The sequence below is a fragment of the Paenibacillus sp. PK1-4R genome (genome assembly GCF_030369595.1).
In the GTDB taxonomy this organism is placed as follows: Bacteria; Bacillota; Bacilli; order Paenibacillales; family Paenibacillaceae; genus Paenibacillus.
This window is the reverse complement of record NZ_CP126535.1, coordinates 795,486-808,480: the sequence shown is the minus strand read 5'-3', so window position 1 is coordinate 808,480 and position 12,995 is coordinate 795,486. Positions and strand designations below refer to the sequence as shown.

Sequence of the window (12,995 nt, the reverse complement as noted above, 5' to 3'; positions counted from 1 at the left end):
TGTTACTCGCAAAGTTCACTGGTCCTATGCTAAATTTGATACCTTATAAAACAACAAAAAGACTCCCCGTAACGTGCAATCTGCACAGTGATGGAGAGCCTTTGGTTTCATTATGTGTGTGTCCTCCCTTACTTAAGGCCAACTGCCTTTTAATGCCCAATGTGATGTGAGGCTTGATCTAACAGTTGAATCGTGCCCATGATCAGAAACAAACACGACAGAGCAATTAACGAGCCTCCGACCCATCTCGACATGATCACTCGCTCCGTAATCTGTTTTTCCGAAGCATCCGTTACCTTGTGTGGATACACGAGAAACGTTAGCCCTGCGCTAATGAACAGTACAGCCATTATAATCAAGTCCTTCTCCTCCTTACACGTGACTTTCCTTAGAATTTAACTTTTTCGTCGTCACGCGGGATTCTCCTCCCGACAACACCTTTTTCAGACCCATAGCCATAGTGAAAACAACATATCCAATCAAGCCGCCGATTGTATTAAGCATCAGATCATCCACATCAAATATGCCCATTCCAGTCACTAACTGTGTCACTTCATAGCCCAGACTGAGCAGCAGAGACAGCAAGAGTACCTTTACTCCAGAGAATAACTTGTTGCCCGTCAACACAGGAATGAAGATGCCCAGTGGCATAAAGGCCAATATATTGCCTACCAGATGGATTGCGGTGCCCGGACGATGTAACGACAGACTGTTCCAGTCTCGTGAGATTTCCTGAAATGGTGTCAGGTTGACGGTTCGAGTATGGACCAGATCCGGTTGTTGCAAGAACGCCATCAGTCGATCCTTCACGATGCCAAAATCGACCGAACTTCCTTTGAACAGGATCAGCTTAGTCAGCAGATATAAATAGATAATGAAAACGGCAATCCAAAGGATGTAATGTTTGCTTTTCTTCTGGTTGTTGTGCTTCATGTTGTTTTGCCTCCCTTGTGTTGTCCTGTTATTTCTTTACGGTGACAATAACGCCATCCTTGTTATCCCCCGATATTTCAGTTTGGCCTTCCTCAGGTATGTAAACAGTTGTGTCTCGGGTGGCTCGATAATAGCGAATATGATACTCCTCACCCTCTACTTCCACAGTAATGTTCTCTTTCTCTTTAAGCATATCGAGATACTCTTCAAGTACCAGATTATTCTTATACATGACAGCACTGTGCGGCAGCCCTACATATCGAAAGTGCCATGGTTCATACTGAATACCGGTGATGCGCACTTTATCCTTTGGGTAACGTAAAATAAATCCGTATTTCCATGCATTCTTCTCCAGCCATGCACCCTCTGGTGCTTCATTCATGGCACCCAGGCTGGAGCCAATATCCAGGGATAACCCGAGATTGTGCTCACTGTGACCCGCAGGAAGTGCATAGTCTGAACCCTTTTCCCGATATAACTCGTCCTGCTTCGTAAAATCCCTGTACCCGCTGCTGACGAGAAAATATCTGACTCCCTCTTCGCCTGCTGCTTCAACCATCCTCTGAAATTCCTGCGCTACCTGTCGTGATAACATGATTTTCTGATCCAGTATTCCATATCCACGAAGCAGATCATCCTCATGTGCCACATATACAATATCGGATTTAACTCCTTCCGGGTGAACGGGGTATTGCTTATCAACTAGTAACAAGTTGCCCTTATGTACCTGATCCTGAATGTTCCCGGTGACGGATACGGTATAACCTGCGGGATTTTCACGCGTATTCTGGATCTCGATGGGCAATTCATCCTTCTGCTGAATCCATCCCGGTGATTGCGTAACGATATATCCGATCAAAATGATACATATCAAAAAGCCCCACTTTTTCATGCTTGTTCCTCCTTTTACCTCATACATCAAGGATAGACAACACAAGTTAAAGAAAAAGCAGGGCAATTTTAAAGTTTTTCTTAAATTTGACGTCAACCTTATTGGAATACGGGTAAACGAACTTCGAATAACGTCCGTACCACGTCGCTCTGGGCCGAGATCGTACCATCATGCTGCTCCACAATATTGCGAGCGATAAACAGTCCGAGGCCTGTCCCACCCTCCTGAGGTGTCCTGGCACGATCTCCGGTGTAATACATATCGAAGATATGTGGCAACTCCTCCGGACGGATATGTCCACCATAGTTAATCACCTGAATGATGACCTGTTCTGCATCCCGATATCCATTAATATCTACGTACATGCCATCCTTGCCATGCCGTGCAGCGTTAATCAGCAGATTCTCGAACACACGAGCCAGCAGCTCGCCATCACCGGAGACCGTAAGATCAGTGTCTATTTTTAGTCGGACGACTAGTTGGTTCTTTTCAAATACAGGATAGAGCTCTTCGTTCATCTGTTTTAGCAGTTCGCTAAGATCCAGCTGTGTCTTGTTTATAGGCAACATGCCATAGTTCATACGAGTAATTTCGAACAAATCATCAATCAGCTTCTCCAGACGCTGTGATTTGGTGAATGCAATCGACGTAAAGTGCCGCACCTGCTCCTCCGTCAACTGATCATCCTTCATGAGCAGATCTAAATATCCAAGCACAGACGTCAGCGGTGTTCGCAGATCATGCGCCAGATTGACGACAAGCTGGTCCTTACTATTTTCAGCAAAATCCCCTCGTTCTACCGCTTCCCTCAGCTTCTCACTTGCCAGATTCACATCCTCCGCAATCGTACCTAACTCGTCCTTCGAGGAGATCTGCACACGATGCTGAAAGTCTCCATTGGCCAATTGTCTGATCCCTGTAGAAATGTCCTTGAAATACGTCGCGTAGGGCTTGGTAAACCAGAAGAAAAATAGAATGGCCAGTGGGATAAATAAGATCATGAAGAAATAGATATCCCCGATACTTCTCATAAAATGACGATATTCAGCAAGCTGATCTTCTGCACGGACACCCGAATAATAGGCTTGTAAAAGCTTGTAAATCCCATAAGTGATTGCGCCAGAGGCAAGCATACTTAACCCTAACAACATAATCATGGTTGTGCGAAAACTTCTTCGTTTAGTCATTAAACGTGTACCCCACACCCCAGATCGTTTTGATAAACTTGTTCTTGTTCACATCTTCTCCCAGCTTTTTGCGCAGGGTTCGAATGTGGACCATCACGGTATTCCCACTCTCATAATAGGCTTCTCCCCATACCTGTTCAAAAATGTTTTCTGCACTGAACACCTGCTTGGGGTGGCTCGCGAGCAGATACAAGATGTCGAATTCCTTCGGTGTTAGTTCCACTGGTTTGCCGTAGAGTGTAACGCGATGTTGATCTGGCGTGATGATGAGCCCACCCTTCTCCAGAATGGACCTCTGAACAGGCGCAGACTGGCTGAATTGCAGCGAACGACGCAACTGGGAGTTAACCCTGGCAACAAGCTCCATCGGATTGAACGGTTTGGTCATATAATCGTCTGCGCCCATCACAAGTCCCGTAATTTTGTCCATATCAGACGTTTTGGCACTCAGGAAAATGATCGGTAAATGATGCTGCTCCCGAATTTTACGGGTCACCTCATACCCATCCATACCAGGCATCATAATGTCCAGAATCGCCAAATCTATCGCTTGGGTCTGAACAGCTTGAACCGCCGCCTTCCCGTCAAAGGCCTTGATGGTGTGATATCCTTCTTTTTGTAAATGTAAAGCAACCAGATCAGCGATCTCAACTTCATCGTCTGCGATCAGAATCGTAATTCGCTTCATTGCTTATTCCACTCCTATGTGTGATGCTGGGCATTATAACATATTTGAATCCAACAGATAAACCAATGAAAGGAATACATACATATGAAACTGGAGCGTTTATTAGCCATCGTGGTGCTGCTAATCAATCGTGGACGGGTACAAGCCAAAGACTTGGCAGATATGTTCGAAGTATCGATTCGGACCATCTATCGGGATATCGATACATTGGGTCAAGCAGGCATCCCGGTGGTGACGTATCAGGGGGCAAGCGGCGGGATTGGTCTGGCAGAAGGCTACCGGCTGGATCGAAACGTGTTAACAGATAAGGACCTTGCTTCCATCGTCACTGCACTGCGCAGTGTATCCACTTCCCATGCCAATGCGGCGCGTGAGCTACTGGTGGAAAAACTCAGCAGTATTATACCTGAATCCAAAAATGACGATTTCCAGGCCAATACCAATCGATTCATCGTGGATTATTCAACCTGGACACATCCCGAAGCGCTGAAAATCAAGCTTGAACTTATCGAACAGGGTATGGATCAATTACGACCCGTAACCTTTACCTACTGCAGTGCGGAAGGTATCCATACTCACCGAACTGCCGACCCTCATACCATCGTACTCAAAAAGCATTCCTGGTATCTGTATGCTTTTTGTCACGAGCGGAATCAATTTCGCATGTTCAAGCTTGTGCGCATGCAAAATGTCACACTTGCTAATGAGCACTTCGAGCGTAAAGTCATCAACCCACAGGTCAGACCCTGGCAACAGGAATGGAGCCGTCCGGACAATCAGGTTGGGTTAACCTTGAAATTCCATCCTCGCGTCCGTCATATTGCGGAAGAATGGTTTGGGATCGAGAACGTCATTCCTGATGGGAATGGGTATTACATAAGTCAGGTTGCTTTTCCCGAGGATGGCTGGTTATACGGATTCATTCTTGGCTTCGGCGCGGACGTTGAGGTACTTGAGCCTCAGCATGTTCGAGATGAGATCTGTCGTATCGCTGGGCAAATTGTACAAAATTATACACCCCCAACTCAAACCTGACAGACTGCTGTCCAGTTCCTCCCCGTATACTTCAGATATATTCAATCTGTACATATACAAGGAGGAACCAATCATGAACGTCACTGTATGTCAAAGCTGCGGCATGCCGCTCACAGCACCTGCCCAATTCGGAACGGAAGCAGATGGAAGCACAACCCGTGAGTACTGTATCTATTGTTACAAAGAGGGCCAGTTCGAACAGCCCGGTATTTCACTCGAAGGCATGACGGAGATGTGCACTGCCATTCTGAAGGACGAGGGCATGGATGAGGAATCCGCTCGTTCGATGCTGCGTAATCAGCTTCCTTTTTTGAAACGTTGGCGCACGAATACAATGGATCAACATGCAGAATCTCTCGCTGAAAACTCTACTGCTTCTGCTAATCCTGGCCAGGCAACAACAGATCATTCGTTCTCTGCCCAGCCTGTTCGTTATGTCACGCTCCCAGGCAAACGTCTTGCCGGCGTATCCGCCCGCACAACCAACGCCATTGAGATCAGTGGCAAAGGCTGTATTCAGGGACTCTGGAACATTTATTTTGCCTCAGAGCACCTCCCTGCACCTGAAGTTGTTCGCTATGGCTGTTACACGGATTACACCGATGGCATAACCGGAGAATACACCATACTGGTAGGGCATGAGGTCAGTCCGAACGAATCGTTGCCTGAAGGATTGGATGACATTTTACTCCCTCCTGCAACTTACGCCGTATTTACTTCCAGAACAGGGCCGATGGCAGAGGTTGTTGGCGAAGCTTGGGGAGCCGTATGGGCATGGGAGAAACAATGTGATCGTACGTTCACCGGGGATTTCGAGTTGTATGATGAACGCAGCCTGAATCCCGAAAGTGTACAAGTGGATATATACATCGCCGTTCGCCAAAGTAGATAAAGCCCAAAACGATACCACCTCACACAGGATCAAAGTTTCCTCGCATTCTTCTGTATATCATGCAAGCTGCCGAGTTCACTCGGCAGTTTTTTTGTTATATCCGGAACTACATTACCACCTAAACAACCCGACCATGGTACCAAGTTAGTTAGCATGCTTTGCATCATTTAACCAGACAATATGCCTCATAAGCGGGTACCATTGACTTCCTTAAAATTGGGACTATTCACATAACAACCGATTCGATCCTCCCATATCAAACCTTTCATATCAGGTCCTTTACTCCTGAATTTCCCTAAAAACGTTTACATCTCCCCAAAACCGGGTAAAATCACTACAATCCAATTGGAATTACGTCTTAAAATCTTCTATTTCGTCTAACAAGTCACATTTACCTATATGCGCACCTGGCATGGTAACCAGTCGAAATACATAATTCAAAAAATGCATCAAAGGAGGAACCAAGATGATCCGCATGCCTATTCAGCAAATGATCCCGTACCATCACCAATATCCGCGCAACACGGCGACCACTGCTCCTAAAAAGGAGAATGAGAACACTCAAGGTCTATCCTTTCATGAAATTTTACAGCAAAAAATGGCGAAGAAAACTGCTTCTCCTTCCCTTAGATAAAATGAAAGCCGGACGATTGCCTGTCCGGTTATGAACCGTCTTTCCGCAGCTTGGTGGAAGGGCGGTTATTGGCGTTGAGCCTTAAATGACTGTACAGTTCTCAGGCATGTTTCCTATAATGATTTAAATATCTAAGAGATCCATGACATATACGAACTGTAAAAGGGGACTTAGCACATGATCACCATTGGTTGTTTTCACGCTCATTATTCCAACATCGCCTTAATTGAAGAGACGCTTGCTCCTTATGAAGTTGAATTGGTCCATTACGTCGATCCAGGTCTGGATCGTCTTAAACATGACGCTGACTTTTCCGATGTCGTCATTCGCGAGAAGGTAGCCCAGACGCTCCAATGGATCGCTGAGTGTCATGCCGATGCCATTCTGGTCACGTGTACCCTGTTTGCGACAGTACTGGAGCAGGAAGCCACACAGGTCCCTGTGCCGGTGATCGGCATAGATGATCCGTTATTGCAGGAGATGCGGCGAATACCGGGAGATTACATAATAGCATTCACCAACCCGGCAACCATTGAAGGAACGATGGCACGGGTGAATCAGGCATTACAGCAAGAGGATGAGAATGGGCAACTACACGTTGCCAAGACATCTCAGACGGAAGCGGTTTGCATCCCTGGGACATTTGAGTTGATTATGCGTGGAGATCAACAAGGGTATCTCGAAGCGGTACGTGAAGGATTACAGCAGATTGCTGAGCAGTATCCGGGTAAAACGGTAGTGGCAGCCCAACTATCTATGGCTCCCGCTGCTGCACAGGTTACAACGAATCGTGGTATTCAGATCCATAGTCCGCTGGCATTGCTTGCGGCGTATTTGGAGATAAATTTGGGCCTTGCTCGAAAGCGGTAGCGGATTGGGAGTGACATATTACAGTAGCTAAAACATGTAAAAAACAATACATAGGCTCCTTTTGCAAAATAAAAATGCTCTCCAAGAAGAGCATTTCAGATGGCATAATCACTTTGTACAGCCAATTTGTGGTGGGAAATAGGCTTGTCTCCAGTGAAGGCAAGCCTATGAACTTCTCTTTTTAACGACGTAATCGTGTTAGCGATGTTAATTATTGCGTTCCTGACATACATGGATCGTAAAAAGAAGTGACCCGCCACAGGTTGACGGCCTAACGGGTCACTTCATCTGAACTTGCTGCACTCGGAGGAATATCCAGCGCAAATCCTGTTCAGGTCAGAGCTAATTACAAACATGAAGAAACTGACATTACACAACGTTCTCATTATCTACTCAGACTGTCTAAAATGCGCTGTAACGACGCCTAGGGCGTTTCGGATACTCCGTGGAACCATCGTGTCGTTTGCATTCCGATTGTTACTGTATAAATCTCTTAAGACATTGACTAGGTAAAATTCAGCGAACAAGATTTATTACTACCAATGAGGTAAAGTTACAGCTGAAGATGCTATAGCTGGGATTTTGGAATCATACGAAAAAGAAAAGGGCATGTCCATAGAGTATGACATGTTACTCCACTTTTCAGTATTCTTCTATCCTAACCGCATTGGCCAGCAGCGTGAAAGACACACCTTGCCTGATCAAGAGATATTTTGCGTGTCGAGAAATAATACTTACCCAACCATTCTATTTGTTGACCTTAGCTCTTTTGTCACACTCTAGCATTAATCCTTTCTGTTATTTTTTTCAATAAATTCAGCAATTCGGATAAAACTTTGGTTCGTTAATATATAAAGCTCTTCTTGCAACACTACATCAAACTTTTTTTCGATATTAACAATAACTTTGATAAAATCAAGGGAATCCATATAATTTGACAATTCTAGATCTCCCTCCAGACTGGTCAGCAATCCAACTTTATTCAAAGTTCCCGACTCTTCAGCTCTTTGCAGCAGATGAGCATTAATGATTTCAAGTAACTCTTGAGTAATCGTATCCATAGAATACATAAGACGCTCCTTTGTTCTAAATCTATGTTGACACCCACAATAAAAAACATCTTCGAACCTCTTATTTCTTCAATAAGAAGTTCTCATAAAAATTAAGCTCGGCATTATAAATGTTGTTGATTCGATCCGGCAATTGAGAGAATTGTTCAACTTTGAATTGATTGGAATACACATACTTAGCCACGATCGCTCTAATAATGCTCCATTCATTAATAATACCATCTAGTATGGCACATGCGGGCTCCTGTTCTATTTGCAAAAGTTCCAGCTTATAACGCTCGGCTTGTTTCGCCAAAATGAGTGAATTCAGCTTATCCAGTTGTTGCTCAGCATAATCTATGGATAACGGTGTTTTCTGCATTAACTTCCCATATAACAATTCTGAAATTTCTAGCAGTTGTTCTAGACCTGCCGTAATTACGTTCATATTTGCCCTAGTCATTTCTTGGTATTTTTCAGCTTCGTCAAGTGCCATTGAGTTAACTTGATTTAACTTGTAAAATTCATAATAGGAATCCTGTTTCATTGGTCCCTGATTGAATTTATAATCAAATGCAAAGTACGCCCGTTCCAAAGCATCCACCCCAATCGTTTTTTTGTCATAGGACAGATTCTCCATCTGTAAATGTTCAATTATATGGAAATTATCAGTCGAATCATCATATCCATGAACTAAAATGGTGTGTGGCAAATGTTTTTTTTGGAAAGTGTCTTTGCGCATCGGTATTTCGTAACAATCGACCCATAGCACAACGGGTCTCTCCATATCTATCGCATTCTTAATTTTATCAACGACTGTTCTGACAAACTGTTCCTTCTCGGCTGCGACTCCAAGCTCTACAAGAGCTTCTGAAAGGTCCTTGTTGGTCCTGTGAGAGATTCCGCAGAGTACTCCTCCTCCTATCCGGTTCGTTTCATACACAGCCCAATCGTTAATCAGTAATGGTAATATACTAAGCTGAAAATGCCTTATAACCGGAAATAAAGAATTATACAAGCAGCTTTGATAATAAATTTCATTAAAAGGTTCTATGGGTTCAATGATCTTTTGCATTCCTTTTTCCCCGCTTTCGTTAAAGCACCCACTTAGTCCTCCACCGTAACATTCGATTTTTTTAGAGCTCTCGCTATTTTTTCAAGCGTTTGGTCTCGTTCAATATCCAAATGGTCTACCGCAACTCCATGCTTTTCTAGTTCAACCTCAACCCGAACGACCAGTAAGGAGTGTCCGCCTAAGTCGTAAAAATTGTCATCCATCCTGATTACATCACGTTCGAACAGTTCACCCCATATGCATGCCAACCGTTGCTCAAGTTCCGTATACTCACCAGAATCTCTTCCAACCAATAGTACATCCATGAAGGACTGTTGTTCGTGTATCGATCCTTGCGTCATTTGTTGATTTACATTCGCAGGGATAACCTCACTGGGAATTATTCGTGGTCGATCCGAATGTAGAATCTGATCAAGTGCAGTCAACGCAGAATAAGGTTTAATATGATGGCTGATAGTACTATTACTTACATTGACGCTATCATCGACTGTCACTCCAACTTCCTTCCAGCTTGGCCAGTTAATAGAACAAGCCGTCATTCCTAATCTAGTTCGGTAGGATGCAAATGAATCCAGAAATCGGTTAGCAGCAGTATAGTCTCCCTGCCCCACTCCTCCGGTTAGCGAAGCAATCGACGAACACAGCACAAAAAAGTCAATGTCATTCTCTTTCGTTAGCATGTGTAAGTTCCAAGTCCCCATTACTTTTGGGGATAAGACTTCTTCAATTTGCTCTTGGCTTCTTCTGAACAACATACCGTCTCCAGTGATTCCTGCTGCGTGAAAAATACCATTTATTCCTCCCAAGCTATCCCTAATTTGCGCGAAGAGTAATTTCATTTGATCGTAATCAGAAATATTTGAATTGTAAGAATATATGGAGCAACCTCGGCTCTCCATTTCCTCGATGCTCTCAATAATGCGTTTTTGCTTAGGATCATCCCCCGCTTTAATTAAACTCCAATTTTCACGGCTCGGGATTGGAGTCCGGCTTAAAAGTACAATAGAGATTTGGCATTGCCTCGCCCAATGTTTGGCCACTTCTAAGCCAATATCTCCATGTCCTCCAGTAATGATATAAACACCATTGTTGCGAAGGACACTCGTTTCAGTTTTTTTGAATTCTGCTCTTTCTAGGCTTTCTATATACCTAACACCGTTTCGGTACGCGCATTCCATCGTTTCTCTGATTGGTGATAAAATTTGTCCAAGTGCATCAGACTCAATTGTTGTATCCAAATCAAAGCCGCGAGTATATAAGTACGGATGTTCTTGATGAATAACCTTCGCCATTCCAAGGATAGCGGCACCGATGGGATGAATGTTCTTTTCTTCTCCTGTCACGGAGTTTGCCAACCTCGTAAGCACGGTGATCACCACTTCTTGCCTCTGCTGATTCTTGAGCAAGGCTTTTGTTAAAGAAGCTAAACTATGCAAGCCACGAACGAGACTTTCCTGCAACTCCAAAGTATGATATGCCAACCTTTCTTCGAGATCAAAGGTATGAATGACATGCCCAATCTTCCCTACTTGTTCAATCAATAACAGATAGTCTGAATCTTTACTCGAAACTACATAATTACAATCAGTTACTTTTTTAAACTCGGATCCATAATAAACTTCAATATAATCCACGTTTTCTTTTTCTAGAAATGTACTAATATGGTCGCAAATTGGAGCGGTTGTTCGAAAAAAAACGGTTTTCCCGTCTATTGGTTCTGTGATCTTGTCAATGAAACTTTGGGGGACCCATTTTGGCTGATAATAGTAACTCTTCTCTTCATATAGGGATGTCAGATTCTCTTGCCTCTCAACGGGCTGCACATGGTCCTTCGGAATGCTGATCCAGCATCTACTTTTAGAATAGCTGTAAGTTGGTAAACTTACTATATTATAAGAACGTTTTGGATATAACTGTTTCCAGTCTATCTCTGCTCCTTGCGTATAGGCCTGAGCAAAATCATGAAATACCCTTCCCGCATTAGATATATCTTTGTTTAAACTGAACAGTAGCTCCTTGACATGTTTAGAGTCGGTCGCAGTCTCAGGATTCTTCCAGCTAGATTTATTAGCACTGACGTTATGACTACCGTAATAAATATGATGATCTTCCATCGTAACAAATGGGGTTCTAACAAACTGTTTCAGTTGCTTAAGCAGTTCTTCTATACTGCACACTTTTAATAGTAAGCGATGAGTGTAGTGGCCTCTCCCTGTAGCAACGGTGTAACACACATCCCCTATATTATAATGGTTGGCTGAACTCGATAGGAAACTTATATATTTTTTAACAATATCCAACATGTTATCTTGCTCCATAGCAGATAAAGTAAAAATATGAGAAGACTCGTCTACAAAAGTCTCTTCTCGTTCAGGAGCTTCCTCTAATACGACATGGCAATTCGTTCCGCTTAAACCAAATGCACTTACTCCGCATCTTCTTCTCGAACTTGTTGAACGCTCCCAATGAATTAATTGGTTTGCAATATAAACTGGCGAATCAATTAATGATATATTAGGATTAAGTTTTTTGAAATGTAGCATCGGTGGAATTTTTTCGTGCTTTAGGGCGAGTACTGCTTTAATAAAACCTGCAATTCCCGCTGCGTGATCCAAGTGACCAATATTCGTTTTGACGGAACCGATAGCACAAAATTTTATCTTTGAGGTATGTCTGCGGAATGCATTATGTATTCCTTGGATTTCAATAGGATCGCCCAGTTTTGTTCCCGTACTATTGGCTTCCAGGTATGAAATAGACTCGGGATTGATTCCGGCATCTTGCCATGCTTTGAGGATCACGCGCTCCTGTGCATTCGGATTTGGTGCTGTTAGTCCTACTGAACTCCCATCATGGTTCCATGCGCTGCCCTTCACTACAGCATAAATATGATCATGGTCTAAAATCGCCTGATGAAGTGGCTTAAGCAAAACAGCTGCGACTCCCTCTCCAGAATTTGGTCCGTCAGAATCTGCATCAAATGGCCGAGTATACCCTTCTGACGATTCATGGCTTATTTTGTAGTCGTTCGATTGACTGTTCGGCAACATATCAATCTTGACGCTTCCAGCTATCGCAGTACTACATTCACCCGTACGAATGGAACGACATGCCAGATGAAGTGCAGACAAAGATGAAGAACATGCAGTATCCACTACGCTGCTGGGTCCCTTAAAATTAAACGTATGGGAAATCCTACCTGCGATAATCGATTTTAAATTACCTGAATTTGTAAGATCCGTAAGCTCCGGAGCGGACATGTGCGCAAATGTTTTGTATTCAATTGGCCCGTCACTTGATAATCCGACGAATACTCCAGTTTCGCTGCCAAAAAGTTCCTGGCCCCCATATCCTGCATCTTCCATGGTAGCATAGACAGTCTCCAGAAAGAGTCGTTGATGCGGATCCATTAATCGCGCTTCGGTAGCGGTTAAAGAAAAAAACTTATAATCGAATGTATCAATATTGTGAAGATAAGTAGCTTTCTTGAATTTCTGATAAGTGAGCCCGCTTTGTTTTAGCACGTCTGTAATATCGTTCTTGCGTATTTGCGGCAGTTCTTCAATTAAAGCTTTCCCTTCAACCATACAATCCCAAAATTCATTTTTATTTTTTGCGCTTCCAATCTTACAAGACAAACCAATTACTGCAATATCTTTATTTGAGATTTGTTCAATTTGAATATTCTCATTCATTAATAGCACTTCTGAAACATCAAAATCGACTAGTTTTTTTTTCAC

At 43.5% G+C, this 12,995-nt stretch carries 12 protein-coding genes; 4 read left to right on the top strand and 8 right to left on the bottom strand.

What is annotated here, in order from left to right; all coding sequences use genetic code 11:
• Positions 1 to 149 precede the first annotated feature (149 nt).
• From QNO02_RS03405 to QNO02_RS03385, 5 genes are all read right to left on the bottom strand, one after another.
• A complete protein-coding gene (locus QNO02_RS03405; protein ID WP_091039025.1) occupies positions 150 to 359 on the bottom strand; it encodes a hypothetical protein in 210 nt (69 codons plus the stop codon).
• A gap of 13 nt (positions 360 to 372) precedes the next feature.
• Entirely contained in the window at positions 373 to 933 is a 561-nt protein-coding gene (locus QNO02_RS03400) for a VanZ family protein (RefSeq protein ID WP_289391094.1), read from the bottom strand.
• 28 nt (positions 934 to 961) lie between these two features.
• Positions 962 to 1,825, bottom strand: a complete 864-nt coding sequence (locus QNO02_RS03395; RefSeq protein WP_289391092.1) for a M15 family metallopeptidase — start codon at positions 1,823 to 1,825, stop codon at positions 962 to 964.
• 98 nt (positions 1,826 to 1,923) lie between these two features.
• Positions 1,924 to 3,012, bottom strand: a complete 1,089-nt coding sequence (locus QNO02_RS03390) for a HAMP domain-containing sensor histidine kinase (protein WP_289391091.1) — start codon at positions 3,010 to 3,012, stop codon at positions 1,924 to 1,926.
• Positions 3,005 to 3,700 (bottom strand): response regulator transcription factor, encoded by a 696-nt coding sequence (locus QNO02_RS03385; RefSeq protein ID WP_036614121.1) that lies wholly within the window; start codon positions 3,698 to 3,700, stop codon positions 3,005 to 3,007. The genes QNO02_RS03390 and QNO02_RS03385 overlap by 8 nt, the downstream gene beginning before the upstream one ends.
• Positions 3,701 to 3,784: 84 nt before the next feature.
• Between QNO02_RS03385 and QNO02_RS03380 the strand changes: the two genes are divergently transcribed.
• The 4 genes from QNO02_RS03380 to QNO02_RS03365 all read left to right on the top strand — a co-directional run bounded on the left by QNO02_RS03380 (position 3,785) and on the right by QNO02_RS03365 (position 7,131).
• Positions 3,785 to 4,735 (top strand): helix-turn-helix transcriptional regulator, encoded by a 951-nt coding sequence (locus QNO02_RS03380; RefSeq protein WP_289391090.1) that lies wholly within the window; start codon positions 3,785 to 3,787, stop codon positions 4,733 to 4,735.
• A gap of 73 nt (positions 4,736 to 4,808) precedes the next feature.
• Entirely contained in the window at positions 4,809 to 5,627 is an 819-nt protein-coding gene (locus QNO02_RS03375) for a zinc ribbon domain-containing protein (protein ID WP_289391088.1), read from the top strand.
• A 466-nt stretch (positions 5,628 to 6,093) separates the two neighbouring features.
• On the top strand, positions 6,094 to 6,261 hold the full coding sequence (locus tag QNO02_RS03370; RefSeq protein ID WP_165980452.1) for a hypothetical protein: 168 nt from the start codon (positions 6,094 to 6,096) through the stop codon (positions 6,259 to 6,261).
• Positions 6,262 to 6,438: 177 nt separating this feature from the next.
• Entirely contained in the window at positions 6,439 to 7,131 is a 693-nt protein-coding gene (locus QNO02_RS03365; RefSeq protein ID WP_289391087.1) for a hypothetical protein, read from the top strand.
• A gap of 785 nt (positions 7,132 to 7,916) precedes the next feature.
• Here QNO02_RS03365 and QNO02_RS03360 read toward each other — a convergent pair.
• The 3 genes from QNO02_RS03360 to QNO02_RS03350 form a co-directional block, all read right to left on the bottom strand.
• Positions 7,917 to 8,192: a hypothetical protein gene (locus QNO02_RS03360; protein ID WP_289391086.1), complete on the bottom strand. Its 276-nt coding sequence runs from the start codon at positions 8,190 to 8,192 to the stop codon at positions 7,917 to 7,919.
• Between the two features lie 70 nt (positions 8,193 to 8,262).
• Positions 8,263 to 9,255, bottom strand: a complete 993-nt coding sequence (locus QNO02_RS03355; RefSeq protein ID WP_289391085.1) for a BtrH N-terminal domain-containing protein — start codon at positions 9,253 to 9,255, stop codon at positions 8,263 to 8,265.
• Positions 9,256 to 9,287: 32 nt separating this feature from the next.
• Positions 9,288 to 12,995: a type I polyketide synthase gene (locus QNO02_RS03350; protein WP_289391084.1), complete on the bottom strand. Its 3,708-nt coding sequence runs from the start codon at positions 12,993 to 12,995 to the stop codon at positions 9,288 to 9,290.

What these genes read in the sequence shown, in the direction of transcription:
- QNO02_RS03385 (WP_036614121.1), bottom strand. Translation starts at nt 3,700, where the DNA reads ATGAAGCGAATTACGATTCTGATCGCAGACGATGAAGTTGAGATCGCT.
- QNO02_RS03400 (WP_289391094.1), bottom strand. Translation starts at nt 933, where the DNA reads ATGAAGCACAACAACCAGAAGAAAAGCAAACATTACATCCTTTGGATT.
- QNO02_RS03355 (WP_289391085.1), bottom strand. Translation starts at nt 9,255, where the DNA reads ATGCAAAAGATCATTGAACCCATAGAACCTTTTAATGAAATTTATTAT.
- QNO02_RS03370 (WP_165980452.1), top strand. Translation starts at nt 6,094, where the DNA reads ATGATCCGCATGCCTATTCAGCAAATGATCCCGTACCATCACCAATAT.
- QNO02_RS03380 (WP_289391090.1), top strand. Translation starts at nt 3,785, where the DNA reads ATGAAACTGGAGCGTTTATTAGCCATCGTGGTGCTGCTAATCAATCGT.
- QNO02_RS03390 (WP_289391091.1), bottom strand. Translation starts at nt 3,012, where the DNA reads ATGACTAAACGAAGAAGTTTTCGCACAACCATGATTATGTTGTTAGGG.
- QNO02_RS03365 (WP_289391087.1), top strand. Translation starts at nt 6,439, where the DNA reads ATGATCACCATTGGTTGTTTTCACGCTCATTATTCCAACATCGCCTTA.
- QNO02_RS03395 (WP_289391092.1), bottom strand. Translation starts at nt 1,825, where the DNA reads ATGAAAAAGTGGGGCTTTTTGATATGTATCATTTTGATCGGATATATC.
- QNO02_RS03360 (WP_289391086.1), bottom strand. Translation starts at nt 8,192, where the DNA reads ATGGATACGATTACTCAAGAGTTACTTGAAATCATTAATGCTCATCTG.
- QNO02_RS03375 (WP_289391088.1), top strand. Translation starts at nt 4,809, where the DNA reads ATGAACGTCACTGTATGTCAAAGCTGCGGCATGCCGCTCACAGCACCT.